This is a genomic window from Roseomonas sp. WA12, from assembly GCF_054165765.1.
The window spans coordinates 2,566,829-2,581,938 of record NZ_CM135108.1; the positions used below are offsets into that span (position 1 = coordinate 2,566,829).

The 15,110-nt window shown below is 70.7% G+C and carries 13 protein-coding genes; 11 read left to right on the forward strand and 2 right to left on the reverse strand.

The features are described from left to right. Nucleotides 1-79: 79 nt before the first annotated feature. The gene (gene flgE, locus ACVBD7_RS12315; RefSeq protein WP_458093526.1) at nt 80-1,390 is read right to left on the reverse strand and encodes a flagellar hook protein FlgE; all 1,311 of its coding nucleotides are present in this window, start codon (nt 1,388-1,390) and stop codon (nt 80-82) included. 315 nt (nt 1,391-1,705) lie between these two features. Here flgE and fliK point away from each other — a divergent pair, with 315 nt between their 5' ends. The 10 genes from fliK to ACVBD7_RS12365 all read left to right on the forward strand — a co-directional run bounded on the left by fliK (nt 1,706) and on the right by ACVBD7_RS12365 (nt 12,677). Further along, complete coding sequence (fliK, locus tag ACVBD7_RS12320; RefSeq protein ID WP_458093527.1) at nt 1,706-3,049, forward strand: flagellar hook-length control protein FliK; 1,344 nt, start codon at nt 1,706-1,708, stop codon at nt 3,047-3,049. A 28-nt stretch (nt 3,050-3,077) separates the two neighbouring features. Continuing rightward, nucleotides 3,078-3,752: a flagellar hook assembly protein FlgD gene (locus ACVBD7_RS12325; RefSeq protein ID WP_458093528.1), complete on the forward strand. Its 675-nt coding sequence runs from the start codon at nt 3,078-3,080 to the stop codon at nt 3,750-3,752. Between the two features lie 173 nt (nt 3,753-3,925). Further along, nucleotides 3,926-5,614, forward strand: coding sequence for a flagellar basal-body MS-ring/collar protein FliF (fliF, locus tag ACVBD7_RS12330; protein WP_458093529.1), 1,689 nt, complete (start codon nt 3,926-3,928; stop codon nt 5,612-5,614). Further along, nucleotides 5,611-6,603: a flagellar motor switch protein FliG gene (fliG, locus tag ACVBD7_RS12335; protein WP_458093530.1), complete on the forward strand. Its 993-nt coding sequence runs from the start codon at nt 5,611-5,613 to the stop codon at nt 6,601-6,603. Before fliF ends, fliG begins: the two co-directional genes overlap by 4 nt. 1 nt (nt 6,604) lies before the next feature. Continuing rightward, nucleotides 6,605-7,246, forward strand: a complete 642-nt coding sequence (locus tag ACVBD7_RS12340; RefSeq protein WP_458093531.1) for a FliH/SctL family protein — start codon at nt 6,605-6,607, stop codon at nt 7,244-7,246. Then, the gene (gene fliN, locus ACVBD7_RS12345) at nt 7,243-7,557 is read left to right on the forward strand and encodes a flagellar motor switch protein FliN (RefSeq protein ID WP_458093532.1); all 315 of its coding nucleotides are present in this window, start codon (nt 7,243-7,245) and stop codon (nt 7,555-7,557) included. Before ACVBD7_RS12340 ends, fliN begins: the two co-directional genes overlap by 4 nt. Further along, nucleotides 7,554-8,948, forward strand: a complete 1,395-nt coding sequence (locus ACVBD7_RS12350; RefSeq protein ID WP_458093533.1) for a sigma-54 interaction domain-containing protein — start codon at nt 7,554-7,556, stop codon at nt 8,946-8,948. Before fliN ends, ACVBD7_RS12350 begins: the two co-directional genes overlap by 4 nt. Nucleotides 8,949-8,951: 3 nt before the next feature. After that, nucleotides 8,952-11,003, forward strand: a complete 2,052-nt coding sequence (gene flhA, locus ACVBD7_RS12355) for a flagellar biosynthesis protein FlhA (RefSeq protein ID WP_458093534.1) — start codon at nt 8,952-8,954, stop codon at nt 11,001-11,003. Between the two features lie 70 nt (nt 11,004-11,073). Further along, complete coding sequence (locus ACVBD7_RS12360) at nt 11,074-11,937, forward strand: GTP-binding protein (RefSeq protein ID WP_458093535.1); 864 nt, start codon at nt 11,074-11,076, stop codon at nt 11,935-11,937. Then, a complete protein-coding gene (locus ACVBD7_RS12365; protein WP_458093536.1) occupies nt 11,934-12,677 on the forward strand; it encodes a nucleotide-binding protein in 744 nt (247 codons plus the stop codon). The genes ACVBD7_RS12360 and ACVBD7_RS12365 overlap by 4 nt, the downstream gene beginning before the upstream one ends. A 31-nt stretch (nt 12,678-12,708) precedes the next feature. Here ACVBD7_RS12365 and ACVBD7_RS12370 read toward each other — a convergent pair whose 3' ends face one another. Continuing rightward, entirely contained in the window at nt 12,709-13,932 is a 1,224-nt protein-coding gene (locus ACVBD7_RS12370) for a tetratricopeptide repeat protein (RefSeq protein ID WP_458093537.1), read from the reverse strand. Between the two features lie 22 nt (nt 13,933-13,954). On the opposite strand from ACVBD7_RS12370, the gene ACVBD7_RS12375 reads away from it, so the two are divergent. Then, on the forward strand, nt 13,955-15,106 hold the full coding sequence (locus tag ACVBD7_RS12375) for an OpgC family protein (protein WP_458093538.1): 1,152 nt from the start codon (nt 13,955-13,957) through the stop codon (nt 15,104-15,106). Nucleotides 15,107-15,110 lie beyond the last annotated feature (4 nt).

Consider the following 15,110-nt stretch of genomic DNA (forward strand, 5'->3'; position numbering starts at 1 on the left):
CTCCCGGGGAGGGTTGTGCCGTCATGGTTAATGCCGCGTTAGCGAGCCGGCGTGTCCTGGGCCGTACAGGCCGCCACGCTCAGCGCCGCATGTTCAATGCGTCCTGCAGCAGCTCGTCCGCGGCGGTCACGATCTTTGTGTTTGCGGTGTAGGCGCGCTGCGCGAGGATCAGCTTCGAGAACTCCGAGGCGATATCCACGTTCGAGCTCTCCAGCGAGGAGGTGACGATCTTGCCCGAGCCGTTGGACGAGGCGTCGTTCACCCGCGCCTCGCCGCTCTCATTGGTGCGCAGATAGGCCTGCCCGTCGGTCTTCTGCAGCTTGTCGGCATCCGAGAAGGTGACGAGCGGCACGCGGCCGATGGTGCGGGACTGGCCGTTGTCGTAGTTCACCGTAAGGTCGCCATTGTCGCTGAGCGAGACTGCGGAGAAGCTGCCCAGCGGCACGCCATCCTGCGAGAGGTCGCGCAGCGTGTATTCCTGGCCGGCATACTGGGTCACGCCGGACGCCTCGTTGAAGTTGCCGAGATTGAGGTCGATGGTCTGTGGCCCCTGGCCGAAATCGGCCGTGAAGGTCACCGCGGCCGGCTGGCCTGGGACGGCGGCTGTGCCACTGACCCCCGCGCCCACCGTCGCACCGAAGGAGCCGATCGTACCGGCCGGCGCGGTCCCGCCGCCGCCAGTGCCGAAGTTCACCACCACCGAGCGCGTGGGGATCGCCGGCACGGTGCCGTCGTCCGGGATGGCCATGTTCAACTGCCACTGGTTGGTGCCGACATTCGTCCAGGTCATGTCCACGGAGTGGAGCCGGCCGAGGCTGTCATAGATCTGGATCTGCGCGGCGACGGGCACCGTGGTGGAATCCGCCGGAAGGTTTGCCGAGAGGTTCACATTCTCCGTCGCCACCGGGTTGTAGACGGACTGGTCCACCCGCAGCGGCTGGATGGTGGAGCGGTCCGGATTGCCCGCATTGTTCGCCTGCCAGCCCTGCAGGTAGTAGCCCTGGCCATTCACCAGGTAGCCGTCCCGGTCCATCTCGAAGTTGCCGGCGCGGGTGTAATAGGTGCGCGCGTCGAAAACAGGCAGCCCGTCCTCGGTGCCACGCGGCATCGACACCGCGAACATGCCCTGCCCGGCCACTGCCATCGCCAGCGGGTTGTCGGACTGCTGCACCGTGCCCTGCACCGTGTTGGTGTAGTCCGGCCGCGCGGTGACTGAACCCGGCTGGTTCACCTGCAGGGTGGAGCGGGTGACGTAAGACACGAAGTTGGTGTCGGTGCGCTTGAAGCCGACCGTCTGGCTGTTCGCGACGTTGTCAGCAACGTTGCCCAGGGCGCGGGCCTGAGCAGCCAAGCCGCTGATGGCCGTGTTCATCGAGGCGTAGAGCGACATGTCGGGCTCCGTGGCTGTGGGCTGAAAGCAGGATGGCGGGGCGCGTCCCCGCAGCCCTGGCGTGACAGCCCTGGCGCAACGGCCATGCCAGGGCGACGGCCCGATTTCCGCCCGCGGACTGCCGGGATGCGGCAGTCCTTGCCGCCCATCCGGCCGCGCCTGCCGCCTCCGCCCGGCCCTGGGCTGGCAGGGGGTTTGCGGAAGACACGCCCGGTCCCCCTTCGAGGCTGGACCCTGGAGGCGGAGCCGACGATGGACGCGCTGGAGATTTCACCGAGTTCCGCCCCGATACGCGGGGGTGTGCCGGCACCGTCCATGAGTGGCGGTTTCACAGTGGCGCTGGACGGGCTTCTGGCAGCCCAGGCAGCCGCGGCGGGGGCAACAGCGTCCGTCGGCGCGCAAGCCTCCCCTGCCACCATCCAGACGTCGCCCATGGCCGACCCGATGCTGGCAATGCCAGCCGCCCGTCAGCCCGTCGAAGCCGAGGCGCTGCTGGCCCCCCTTCCCGTCGCGCCACCTGCCTCCCTGCCGCCCGCCGATCCTGCCAGCATCGGGCCCGTTGAGGACGGGACCGAGACGGAAGGGGAGGACGCGCTCACCCTTACCGAGCAATCGCTCTCCGTCTCCCTTTCGGCCGACGCGATTTCCTTGCTCATGAATATACGTGACGCCGCGGTTCAGGCGGCTGCCCAGCCACCCTCAGGGGGTCCTGCGCGCTCAGCTTCGGCCACCGATGCTGCCGTGATGCAGGCGGCGCTCCAGCCCGGCACCCGGCCGCCAGGCAACGGGCCTGCTGCCGCGCCGCCTGCGCCAGAGACGCTCCCTGCGGAGGACGGACCCGCGACTGCGGCCGCTGCCACGCCCTCCTCTGTCCCGGCAATGCCGAGACATGCGGCCTCACCTCGCCAGCCGGGTACCGCTTCCGCCCTGGCCCCGTCAGCCGCGGACGAGAAGATCTCTGCGTTGTCGCCCGCCGCGCCGACCGAAGCCGGTGCGACCATCCTGACCGAATTGGCCGCTTCTCCCGAGGTAAGCGGGGGGGAGCTCGCATCGCGTCCAACCTCTCTCACGGAACAGGTACCCTCCTGGGCCACGCCCTTACCTGCTTCCTCGCCTGCTCCTTCAACCAACCCAGGCGCGATGCACTCTGGCGCGCCGCCCGTGGCGCCCGCCGTGGTGCCGATGCCTGTCCAGCCCGCCGACTCTCCCGCACGCTTTGTCCCGCGCATCGCTCCCGCGCAGCAGGTGGCACCTGCAGCCATCGCGCTGGCAATCGGCGGCGGCCCGGATGGGCGGATTGCGCTGAGCCTCGATCCTGTGGAGCTCGGGCGGGTGGAAGTGGTGCTCGAGCGCGTCGGCGAATCCACGCATGTGCAAGTCGCCGCGGAACGCCCAGAGACCCTGGCCCTGCTCGCGCGGGATAGCGCCTCGCTGGACCGTGCGCTGGGTGGCGCCGGGATCGGCGCGGAGGGGGGACGCAGCCTCAGCTTCTCGCTGCTCGGCGGCGATGCCGGCGGCGGAAATGCTGCCATGGGCGGCGGCGCGCAGGATGGCAACCGGCAGTCCGGCGGTCGCGGGCGCGGCACGCCCGCGTCGGCCCTGATGGAACCTGACCCACGCCGCCAAGCCCTGCTCGGCCTCCTCGACATCGCGATCTGAACCAGAAACCCCTTCGAAGGAGGCCCCGATGGCCGTCTCCGGCACCACTGGCACGACCAACACCACGGGCAACGCGGCCTCAGCCGCCACCGCGTCCCGCACACAGCTCGCGGGCAGCTTCGACAACTTCCTGTCGCTGCTGACGACGCAGCTGAAGAATCAGTCCCCCACCGATCCGCTCGATACCAACCAGATGACTGCCCAGCTCGTGCAGTTCGCCTCCGTCGAACAGCAGATCGGCATGAACAAGAACCTGGAGCAGATGGTCGCGCTTCAGCAGGCCGCCCAGCTCACGGCCGCGTCGCCGATGCTGGGCCAGCGCGTGGAGGTCGAGGGGGACCAGTTGCCGCTGCAGGGCGGCAGCGCGACGGTGCGGCTGCCGGCGGCCGGCGCGGCCCGCAGCGCGCGAGTGGCCGTGCTGGACAACGGCGGCCGCGTCCTGCGCGAGGCCCAGGTGACCCTCGGCACCTCGAGCCAGGACTGGACCTGGGACGGGCGCGACGCCGCTGGCAAGACGCTTCCCGACGGCGCCTACAAGGTCGCGGTGACGGGTGCAGACACGGCCGGCGGGCCAGCCACCGCCGGCTTCAGCGTGATCGGCACCGCCACCGCCGCGGAGCGGACGGATGGCGCGCTGCGCCTGCGCATAGGGGCGGCAATCTACACCTTCGACAAGGTCCGCTCGATCACCGGCAAGAGCTGATCGCGCGGGTTGGGCGGCCTGAATGGCCCGGCGTAACCGCCCATTAACCTCGACCGGCAAACATTGCCGGGCCGGCAGAAGGCCGGCGCGAGGGGATGGCCATGCGCCAGCGACAGACGGATCACGGGATCGCCGCCGCCCCTCGGGGCATGCAGGTCGAGGGGCCGCGCTGAATGGCCGCTGTCCTCGCCCAGTTCCGCGCTCTCGGCATGGCCCGGCTGGCTGCGATGGGCGTCATGGCTCTGGCGGTGCTCGGGCTGCTCGCCTGGTTCGGCATGCGCGCGGGCCAGCCCGGCATGGCGCTTCTCTACTCCGAGCTGGACCCGCGCGATGCGGGCGCGGTGGTCGCCTCGCTCGATCGCCAAAAAGTACCCTATCGCCTGGGCACCAACGGCACGACCATCCTCGTGCCCGAGGAGATGGTGCCACGCCTTCGCCTCTCCCTTGCGCGCGACGGGCTACCCGCTGGCGGCAATGTCGGCTGGGAGATCTTCGACCGCGGCGAGAGCCTGACCACCACCCCCTTCCAGCAGGACGTGAACCGGCTGCGCGCGATGGAGGGCGAGCTGTCGCGCACCATCCGCGGCCTCGCCGGGGTGCGCGGCGCGCGGGTGCATCTCGTGCTGCCGCGCCGCGAGGCCTTCTCCCGCCAGACCGCCGATGCGCAGGCGAGCGTGGTGCTGACCATGCAGGGCGTGCAGCGCCTGGACCGCGAGGGCGTGCAGGCGGTGCTGCACCTCGTGGCCACCGCCGTGCCGGGGCTGCAGGCGCGCAACATCTCCATCGTGGACAGCCGCGGTGAGCTGCTGGCCCGCGGCGGCCAGGCTCTGTCTGGCCCAGCTGCCGCCGCGACCCAGGAGGAGATGCGCCGCGCCGAGGGGCTGCGCATCGCGCGCTCGGTGGAGGAGATGCTGGAGCGCAGCCTCGGCGGGGGCCGCGTGCGCGCCGAGGCGACGGCCGAGATGGATTTCGACCGCGTGCAGACCACCGAGGAGCGCTACGACCCCGACAACCAGGTGCCCCGCAGCGTCCAGACCAGCCAGGAGCAGTCCCGTGGTGCGGAAGGCGGCAATGTCTCGGTAGCCAACCAGCTTCCGGGCGCAGAGCCGGCCGGAGGGGGCGGCGGCAGCAGCGAGAACAAGTCTGAGGAGACGACGAACTACGAGATCGGCAAGGTGGTCCGGAACACTGTGCGCGAGCATCCTGTCCTGCGTCGACTCTCGGTCGCCGTGCTGGTCGATGGGGTGTGGGAAGGCACGCCGCCCGCCTTCCGCGAGCGTAGCGCCGAGGAACTGTCCCGCATCTCCACCCTCGTCCGCAGCGCGATCGGCTTCGACGAGCGGCGCGGCGACCGGGTCGAGGTCGTCTCCATGCGCTTCGCCCTGCCCGAGAGCGGCGACAACCCGCTGGATGGCGGGCTGCTGGGCCTCGGGCTTGGCCCCGCTACCGTCGCGCGCCTAGCGGAGTCGGCGATCTACGCGCTGGTCGCGCTGGTGGCGATCCTGCTGGTGGCGCGGCCCATGGCGCGGCGGCTGAGCGCAACCCTCGTACCGCAGGCAGCGCTCGCCGGCATTGGGCCGGAGGACGCGGCCCTGGCCGGGCCCGGCGGCGTTGCCGGACTTGGCGGCCCAGCCGGCGCTGCGGCTCTTTCCGGCCCGGGCGGGATGGGCGCGATCGCAGGGCCCGCCGGAATGGTGAGTGCGATCGCCGGCCCAGATGGCGATGAAATGGTGAGCCTGGACAACGTGCAGGGGCAGCTGCGCGCCTCATCGGTTGCCCGTGTGAACGCGCTGCTGGATGCCCATCCGGATGAGGGCCTCGCGGTCGTCCGGCGCTGGCTGGCCCCGGAGGACGATCGATGATGAAGCTGAGCGGCCCGCAGAAGGCAGCGGTCCTCCTGCTCACCCTGGGCGAGGTGCACGCGCAACGCCTCTTCTCCCGGCTGCATGAGGACGAGATCAAAGACGTCTCGGCCGCCATGGCGACGCTGGGCGCGGTCGACGCTGCGGTGGTGGAAGAACTCTGCCGGGAGTTCTCCGACAGCCTGGGCGCCACCGGCAAGCTCATCGGCTCCTATGAGACGACGGAGCGGATGCTGCTGAAGACCCTGCCGGTCGACCGCGTCGCGCAGATCATGGAAGAGATCCGCGGCCCGGCCGGACGCACCATGTGGGACAAGCTCGGCAACGTCTCGGAAGCCGTCCTCGCGAATTACCTGAAGAACGAGTATCCGCAGACTGTTGCCGTGGTGCTGTCCAAGGTGAAATCCGACCACGCCGCCCGCGTGCTGGCCCTGCTGCCCGAGGGCTTCGCCATGGAAGTGGTGATGCGGATGCTGCGCATGGAGACGGTGCAGAAGGAGGCGCTGGAGGGCGTGGAGCGCACCCTCAAGATGGAGTTCATGAGCAACCTGGCCCGCTCCAACCGCCAGGACAGCCACGAGATGATGGCGGAGATCTTCAACAACCTCGACCGCGCCGCCGAAGGGCGCATCATGTCAGCGCTGGAGGAGCGCAATCACGAGAGCGCCGAGCGTATCCGCGCCCTGATGTTCACCTTCGACGACCTGAGCCGAATGGACAGCCCCGGCGTGCAGCTGCTTCTGCGCAGCGTGGACAAGGACAAGCTGGCCCTTGCCTTGAAGGGCGCGAGCGACACGTTGAAGGACCTGTTCTTCAGCAACCTGTCCGATCGCGCGGCAAAGATGCTGAAGGACGACATCGCCGCCCTCGGCGCCGTGCGCCTGCGCGACGTGGACGAGGCGCAGGCGATGGTGGTGGGCACGGCGAAGGACCTGGCCGCTTCCGGCCAGATCCAGCTTGAGGACGGACAGGAGGCGATGATCTCCTGACATGGTCACCTCTCTTCGCGGCCTGCGCGGCCTGCGCGGCCTCTCCCTTCCCGATCTCGATGCGCCCGACCTGCCGCCTCCTGAGCTTCCCCCGCCCCCTACCATCGAGGAGCTGCTCGAAGCGGCGCGGCGCGAGGGCCATGCCGCCGGGCTGCGGGAGGGCGAGGCCCGCGGCCGCGCCGCCGAGGGGGCCTCGCGCGACGCCATGGCCGAGGAGGCAGTGCGCATCGCGCTCAGCCAACTCGATGGCGCCCGCGCCGCGGCACGCGAGGCCGCGGACCGCAATGCCGAGGCGCTGGCCGGCATGCTAATTTGGATGGTGGATAACGCCCTGCCCGGTGCCGCCGCGCGCGAGGCCGCGCCCCTGCTTGAGCCACTGATGCGGGCCCTTGGTCCCCTGGAGGACGCGCCGACCGGCGCCGTGCTGCGCGTGCCGCCCGCGCTGCTCGACCACGCGCGGAGCCGCTTCGGCGCGACCGGGCTGCCTATCGAGGCCGACGCCACCCTGCCCGAAGGTGACGCCCGCATCGCCTGGCGACACGGCGCCATCGACCTTGATCTCTCCCGCCGCCGCGCCGCCATCCGTGAAGCGCTGCTTTCCCTTCGACTCCCTGTTTCCCCCATCCCTGAGGATGACGCATGAGCAACAGTTTTGAGCCTGTTGGCGCGAACGAAACCGGCGAGCCCCGCCCGCCCGCCGCCAGCCAGGGACTGGACGCGGTCTACGACATCCCCGTGCAGGTCAGCGCCGTGCTCGGCCGCGCGACGCTGCAGGTCAGCCAGCTGCTGAAGCTCGGCCGCGGCGCGGTGGTGGAACTGGATCGCAAGCTGGGCGAGGCGGTCGACATCTACGTCAACAACCGCCTCGTCGCCCGCGGCGAGGTGGTGATGGTGGAGGACAACCGTCTCGGCGTGACGATGACGGAGATCGTGAAGGCGGATCGCGCCGGATGACCCGCCTGTTGATCATTGGCAGCCTGGAGGCGGAGCTTGGCCACGCGGCGCGCATCGCCTCTTCGCGCGGGGCGAGACTTCGCCAGGCCGATGGCGTGACGGCCGGGATCGGGATGGCACGGAGCGAAGGCTTTGACCTCATTCTCTGCGACGTGCTGCACGACGTCTCCTGGCTTGTCTCTTCCCTGGAAGCGGAGCGCATCGCCTGCCCTGTCGTGGCCTGCGGGCGCAATGCCGATGCGGCTGCCGCCGTGCGCGCGATCCAGGCCGGCGCGAAGGAGTTCCTACCCCTTCCCCCCGATGCTGAGCTGATCGCCGCCATGCTGCAGGCCGCGGTGGGCGAGGTGCAGGGACCCATCCATCGCGACCCCGCCATGGCGGCCGTGCTCAAGCGCGCCGAGGGCGTGGCTCGGGCCGAGGCAAGCGTGCTCATCACCGGCGAGAGTGGCACGGGCAAGGAAGTGCTCGCGCGCTACATCCACACTCATTCGCGCCGCGCGCATGGCCCGTTCGTTGCGCTGAACTGCGCCGCCCTGCCGGAGGCGCTGCTGGAAAGCGAGCTGTTCGGCCATGAAAAGGGCGCCTTCTCCGGCGCTGTCGCTTCCCGCCGCGGCAAGTTCGAGCAGGCCGATGGGGGCACGCTGCTGCTGGACGAGATCGGCGAGATGGACCCGCGCCTGCAGGCCAAGATCCTCCGCGCCCTGCAGGAGCGCGAGATCGACCGCCTCGGCGGCGCGGGCCCGGTGAAGGTGGATGTCCGCATTCTCGCCGCCACCAACCGCGACCTTTCGGCCGAGGTCGCCGCCAACCGCTTTCGTGAAGACCTGTTCTTTCGCCTCAATGTGGTGGCGCTCCGCATCCCCGCGTTGCGCGACCGCCCGGACGACATCCTGCCCATCGCCGAGCACTTCGCCCGCCGTTACGCGGAGGCGAACGGCCTGCCGAACCGCCGACTCGCCGCCGCCGCCCGTGGCGCACTGCTCTCGCACGCCTGGCCCGGAAATGTCCGCGAGCTGGAGAACACGGTGCACCGCGCCGTGCTGCTGGCCGAGGGCGACGAGATCGGCGCCGAGGCGGTGGAGTTGCACGTGCCGGCGCCGCGCCTGGTCACTGCTGGCGCGCCCGTGCCCGAGCCGCCGCTGGCCCAGCCGGGCCGCCCGAGCGGCGTGGCCGCCCTGGTCGGCCGGAAAATGGAAGAAGTCGAGCGCGATCTGATCCTGGAGACGCTGACCCACTGCCTCGGCAATCGCACGCGCGCGGCCGAGATCCTCGGCGTCTCCATCCGCACCCTGCGGAACAAGTTGCACGAGTATCGCGCCGCCGGCGCCCCCGTTCCGGTCGCGCCCGGGCAGATGCCGGTGGCCCCCTTCCCCTACGCACAGCTGGGCTGATCCATGACCCTGCCTCCCTGGCTCCAGAGGCTCGGCGGTTCCACCGACGTGGCATTGGCGATCGGCGTCGCCATGCTCATCGTCGTGCTGGTGGTCCCCCTGCCGGTGGTGCTGCTGGATGCGGGGCTTGCCCTCTCGGTCACGCTGTCGGTCCTCGTGCTGATGACCGCGCTGTTCCTTCAGCGGCCACTCGATTTCACCTCCTTCCCCACCATTCTTCTCCTGACCACGCTGCTGCGCCTGGCGCTGAACGTCGCTACCACGCGCACCATCCTGACGCACGGCCATGAGGGCCCGTCCGCCGCCGGCCATGTGGTCTCGGCTTTCGGCGGTTTCCTGATGGGCGGTGACGTGCTGGTGGGCATGATCGTCTTCGCCATTCTGCTCGTCGTGAATTTCATGGTGGTAACAAAGGGCTCGGGCCGCATCGCGGAGGTCGCCGCGCGCTTCAGCCTCGATGCCATGCCCGGCAAGCAGATGGCGATCGACGCCGACCTCTCCTCCGGCCTGATTGACGATAAGGTGGCCCGCCACCGGCGCGATGACCTGGAGGCCGAGAGCGGCTTCTACGGCTCCATGGATGGTGCCGCGAAATTCGTGCGCGGCGATGCCATCGCCGGCCTTATCATCACCGGCATCAACCTGCTGGGCGGCATCGCCATCGGCGCAGGGCGGCACGGTCTGCCCTTCATGGACGCCATCACCACCTTTTCCTCGCTGACGGTGGGCGACGGGCTGGTCTCGCAAATCCCGGCGCTGCTCACCTCGGTTGCCGCCGGCATCGTGGTGACGAAGGGCAACACCGAGGGCACGGCCGACAAGGCCATGGTGAAGCAACTCGGCTTGGCGAAGCCGCTGTGGATCGCCGCTGTGGCCGCAGTGCTGATGGGCCTCCTGCCGGGCATGCCGCTCATCCCCTTCCTGCTACTCGCCGGAGGCTTCGCAGGCGGCGCCTGGAGCAAGGGCGGGACGGAGATCGCCGCCGAGGCCGCCGCCTCTGCACCTGCAGCCATCGCGCCCGAAGCGCCGATCGCCGAGACGCTGCGGATCGACCTGCTCCGGGTGGAACTGGGCTACGGCCTGCTGTCGCTCGCCGCCGGCGAGGGCCCGCGCCTGACCGAGCAGATCCGCAATCTGCGCAAGACCGTGGCGCAGGAGATGGGCTTCGTCCTGCCGAGCGTGCGCCTGCAAGACAACCTGCATCTCAGGCCTCATGAATACGTGGTACGGGTGAAGGAGATTGAGGCCGGGCGCGGCGAGCTGCGCATCCCCATGCAGCTCGCGATCGATCCCTCGGGCATGCGCCCTGACATGCCCGGGGAGCCCTGCGAGGAGCCCACCTTCGGCCTGCCCGCTCTCTGGATCGAGGAGCACCGCAAGTGCGAGGCGCTCGCCCGTGGCTGCACGGTGGTGGACGGCGCCGGCGTGCTGGCGACACATCTCACCGAGATCGTGCGCGAGAACATGCCTGAGCTGCTCAGCCATGCCGAAGCGCAGAAGCTGCTGGACGACCTGCCGCCCGAGAACGCGAAGCTGCTCTCGGACCTTATCCCGAACCAGATCACGACGGGCGGCGTGCAGCGCGTGCTGCAGGCCCTGCTGGCCGAGCGCGTCTCCATCCGCGACCTTCCCACCATCCTGGAGGGAATCCAGGAAGCCATGGCGGCTGGCGTCCGCGGCATGCCGTCGCTCGTTCAGGTCGTGCGCACGCGCCTTGCCCGGCAGATCTCCGATGCTGCCCGTGGACCGGCCGGCTACGTGCCGCTCATCGCGCTGTCGGCTGAATGGGAACAGGCCTTCGCTGAAGCGCTCGTCGGCCCGGGCGAGGAGCGCCAGCTGGCCATGGCACCCTCACGCCTGCACGACTTCATGAACCGCGTGCGCGACGCCTTCGACCGCGCCACCGCCCAGGGCGAGTCTCCTGTCTTGGTATGCAGCCCGATGGTGCGCTCGCATGTGCGCGCCATTGTCGAGCGCTTTCGCCCGACAACCGCCGTGATGTCGCAGACGGAAATCCATCCGCGCGCGCGCATCCGCACGGTGGGTGCGATCTGACCTTCACCGCTTCGTAACCCCGGTCGGGCAGCATCAACCAATGCGGCTTCGAGTCTTCCGCGCAGCCAGGATGGCCGACGCCATGGCGGAATGCCGCCAGGCGCTGGGTCCCGACGCGCTCATCCTCTCCACCCGGCGCACCGCCGCCGGGGTCGAGGTCACGGCGGCGCTGGAACCGGCGGATGAACCGGTTCCGCCGCTGCCTCCCCTCCCCGCCGCGCCGGATCCACTCGCGCGCCACAACATCCCGGCCCCGCTCCGCAACCGGATCGGCGCGGGCAGCAGCGCCACCCTGGCTCTGGCTCTCCGCTTCGGCGCCCTGCCGAATGCCGCGCAACGTCCCCTAGCCTTTGTCGGGCCGCCCGGGGCGGGTAAGACCCTCACCTGTGCCAAGCTCGCCACGCGGCTGGTGCTGGGCGGCGCGACCCCGCTCGTCGTCACCGCGGATTCGCAGCGTGCGGGCGCCGCCGAACAGATCGCGGCCTTTACTCGGGTGCTCGGCATTCCCATGGCGATGGCGGGCACGGGCGCGCAGCTGGCCGCCGCCATGGCGCGCCGGGCCGCCGGCCAGTCCATGCTGCTCGACACCGCCGGCTGTGACCCCTTCGATCCCGCTCAGGCCGAACAGCTCCTAGCCCTGCTGCGCGTAACGGACGCGGTGCCCCTCCTCGTGCTTCCCGCCGGGCTGGACCCGGAGGAGGCCGGCGAGACCGCCCGTGCCTTTGCCGCCCTCGGCGCCCGCCATCTCCTGCCTACGCGACTGGACGGAGCACGGCGCCTCGGCGGCGTGCTGGCCGCGGCCAGTGCCGGCCCGCTCACCCTGGCCGAGGCCGGCATCGGCCCTAGCGTTGCGGACGGTCTCACCCCCATCACCCCCGCCTGGCTGTCGGCGCGGCTGTCCGGCCCCGCCCGCCCCGCGAAGGAGGCCGCATGACGCGCCTGATCGGCATCGCCTCCGGCAAGGGGGGCGTGGGCAAGACAGCGCTCGCCATCGGGCTCTCCCAGGCCCTGGCACGCGCCGGGCGGCGCGTGCTGCTCGCCGATGGCGATCTCGGCCTTGCCAATGTGGACGTGCAGCTCGGGCTGCAGGCCCGGCACGACCTGATGGCCGTCCTCGGTGGGGAGGTGACCCTGGGCAAGGCCGCGTTGGCGCAGGAAGCGGGCTTCCATGTGCTTCCCGGCCGCTCTGGCTCCGGCGCGCTGGCCGCGCTCGATCCCGGCTGGATCGACCGCTTCCTCGGCCTGCTCCGAGGCGCCATCTTCGACGACGTGGTGCTGGACATCGGCGCCGGGCTGGATCCCGTGCCACGCCGGCTTTCAGCCGGCTGCGACACCCTGCTGGTCGTCGCCACCGATGAGCCGACCAGCCTGACCGACGCCTATGCCGTGCTGAAACTGCTGGCACGCGATGCGCCAGGGGCGGATGCGCGGGTGGTGGTGAACATGGCAACTGACGCCGCCCAGGGCGCCCGCACCCATGCGGCGTTGGACCGCGCCTGCCGCGGCTTTCTCGGCCGTGGCGCGGCGCTGGCCGGGGTAATCAGGCGGGACGCGAAGATGCGCGACGCCATCCGCCACCAAACGCCGCTGCTCACGCGCCACCCCGGCTGCAACGCGGCGCAGGACATCGAGGCACTGGCGGGCGGCCTGCTGGCGGCCCGCGCGGCGGCGTGAGGCCGCGCAGGCGCGGAGCCGCCGCTCTGGCTCAGTCGCGGCGGAGCACCAGCAGCGTGCCGGCCACCGGCGCCCCTCGCTCCTCGCGCAGGACAACCTCCTCCCGTGCGACCGGACGCAGGCCAGCGGCCTCGGCCAGGGACAACACATGTGCGGGGTCGTGGCGGTAGCGCATGCCCTCGCCCAGCGCATAGGGCGCGCCCTGCCCCGTCTCCAGGCTGAATGCGGCGTGTCCGCCGGGGCGCAACGCCGTACCCATCCCGCGCAGCGCCGGCGCGAGGTCGCCGAGATAGTTAAGCACGTCGGAGGCCGCGACGAGGTCATAGGCGCCGCGATGCGCGGCCAGGTAGGCCACCAGCTCCCCCTCTTCCAGCAACTCGTAGATCCCGCGCTGCCGCGCCACGTCGATCATCCGCGGCGAGAGGTCCACACCCGTCATGTGCCGCGCCCAGGGCCGCAGCGCCTGGCCCGAAAGCCCGGTGCCGCAACCGGCATCCAACACGTCCAGCGCGGCCTGGGGCGCCACCCCCGCCCCGCTCAGCAGAGCAGCCAGCGCCTCGGGCGTGCGGTAGCCGAGCGTGCCCGTCAGCTCCGCCTCGAAGCGCGGCGCGTAGGTGTCGAACAGGGTGCGCACATACTCCTCGGGCGGCCGGGGCGGCGCCACGCCCTCGCCGAGCGAGGCGAGAAGGAAACGTGCCTGGGCCGCCACCTCGCCGCCTGCCGGCAGCACGCGCCGGGCCGCCTCCGCGGCTGCGCCGGGCGCCCCGCCCTCGCGCAGGCCATGGGCCAGGGCCAGCATGGCCTCCGGATCATCCGGCGACAGGGACACGGCCTCGCGCAGATGCGGCACCGCCTCGCCTACCTTGCCAAGAGCCGACAGCGCCTGGCCGAGGTTGCGGCGGGCTATGGCGTCCGCGGGGCGCAACTCGACGGCCTTGCCCAGCATCTCGACCGCCTCGCCCAGCCGCCCCGCCTCGGCCAGCGTCGCCCCGCGGGCGGCGAGGTAGATCGGGCTTTCGGGGTTGGAGGCCAGGGCGCGGGCGGAAAGGGTCAGCGCCGCCTCCAGGTCGCCCCGCTGGCGGGCGATGATGCCCATCAGATGCATCGCGTTCGGCTCGTCCGGCTCGATCTCGAAGGCGCGGCGGTACAGGGCAATGGCGCCCTGGTCATCGCCGACCGCCTGGCGGGCCGCGCCCTCCCGCACCAGGGCCGCGGCCCTCTGACGGCTATCGGCGGGCGTGCTAGGCTGCTGCATCGGGTGCTCCGGAAGGGCCGGCATGGAGGGATTGATCCGCATACCCCTGATTCGTGGGGGGCGGGACCTGCGCGTGGATTTCGCGCGCGGGATCGCGTTGTGGTTCATCTTCGTGGACCACGTCCCCGGCAATGTGCTGGGACGCCTGACGATCCGCAACCTGCTGCTCTGCGACGCGACGGAGGTCTTCGTCCTCCTCGCGGGCTATGCGGCGGGCATCGCCTATGGCCGTCAGATGGAGCGCGAGGGCTGGCTGCGCGCCGGCGCCCGGGTCGCTGGGCGCTGCTTCAACCTCTACGTCGCCCACATCTTCCTCTTCGTGGTCTTCACGGCGCAGGTCGGGTACTCGGCCGCGACGCTCGACGCCAGCGCCTATCTCGACGAGATGCATCTCGATCCCTTCTCGGAGGCGCCCTATCTCGCCCTGCTGAAGGCCCTGCTGCTCACCTACCAGCCGGCCTTTCTCAACATCCTGCCGCTCTACATCGTGGTGCTCGGCCTGTTCGCCCTCGCGCTACCACTGCTGCGGCGGCCGGCCTGGCTGATCGCATCCTCGCTGCTGCTCTACCTCGCCGCCCGGGTGGTTCCGCTCAATCTCCCCTCCTGGACGGGGGGCGGCTGGTTTTTCAACCCCTTCGCCTGGCAGTTGCTTTTCGCCCTTGGCGCGGTGCTGGGCCATGGTGGGACGTCCGGCGGGGTGCCCTGGCGGCGGACCTACGGGGTGGCGGCCGCTCTCGTGCTGCTGCTCTCCTTTGCCGTCACGCTGGTCATCTATCTCCGGCGGGACCTGATCGGCCTGCTGCCACTGCCGGTGGCAAGCGTGGTGGATGCGGTGGACAAGTCGGCTCTGCATCCCTTTCGGCTGCTCTCCATCCTGGCGCTGGCCTATCTCGTCGCCCATGCGGTGCCGCGGGGAGCGGCTTGGCTGAATGGTGCCCTCGCGCGCCCCTTCACGCTGATCGGGCAGCAAGGGTTACCAGTGTTCTGCGCAGGGATCTTTCTCTCCTTCCTCGGGCGGCTGGCCGTGGAGTGGCGCGAGGGATGGGCGATGCAGTTCGCGGTCAACGCCGTTGGACTGGGGGCCATGGTGGCGCTTGCCGCGGCCGTTGCGTGGTCCGACACCCGGCCGCCGCGACCCGCCTTGCCCGTTCGTCCTGCGACCGATACGGCTTGAACGC

Coding starts and splice junctions, on each gene's coding strand:
- flgE (WP_458093526.1), bottom strand. CDS start 1,390: ATGTCGCTCTACGCCTCGATGAACACGGCCATCAGCGGCTTGGCTGCT.
- fliK (WP_458093527.1), top strand. CDS start 1,706: ATGAGTGGCGGTTTCACAGTGGCGCTGGACGGGCTTCTGGCAGCCCAG.
- ACVBD7_RS12325 (WP_458093528.1), top strand. CDS start 3,078: ATGGCCGTCTCCGGCACCACTGGCACGACCAACACCACGGGCAACGCG.
- fliF (WP_458093529.1), top strand. CDS start 3,926: ATGGCCGCTGTCCTCGCCCAGTTCCGCGCTCTCGGCATGGCCCGGCTG.
- fliG (WP_458093530.1), top strand. CDS start 5,611: ATGATGAAGCTGAGCGGCCCGCAGAAGGCAGCGGTCCTCCTGCTCACC.
- ACVBD7_RS12340 (WP_458093531.1), top strand. CDS start 6,605: ATGGTCACCTCTCTTCGCGGCCTGCGCGGCCTGCGCGGCCTCTCCCTT.
- fliN (WP_458093532.1), top strand. CDS start 7,243: ATGAGCAACAGTTTTGAGCCTGTTGGCGCGAACGAAACCGGCGAGCCC.
- ACVBD7_RS12350 (WP_458093533.1), top strand. CDS start 7,554: ATGACCCGCCTGTTGATCATTGGCAGCCTGGAGGCGGAGCTTGGCCAC.
- flhA (WP_458093534.1), top strand. CDS start 8,952: ATGACCCTGCCTCCCTGGCTCCAGAGGCTCGGCGGTTCCACCGACGTG.
- ACVBD7_RS12360 (WP_458093535.1), top strand. CDS start 11,074: ATGGCCGACGCCATGGCGGAATGCCGCCAGGCGCTGGGTCCCGACGCG.
- ACVBD7_RS12365 (WP_458093536.1), top strand. CDS start 11,934: ATGACGCGCCTGATCGGCATCGCCTCCGGCAAGGGGGGCGTGGGCAAG.
- ACVBD7_RS12370 (WP_458093537.1), bottom strand. CDS start 13,932: ATGCAGCAGCCTAGCACGCCCGCCGATAGCCGTCAGAGGGCCGCGGCC.
- ACVBD7_RS12375 (WP_458093538.1), top strand. CDS start 13,955: ATGGAGGGATTGATCCGCATACCCCTGATTCGTGGGGGGCGGGACCTG.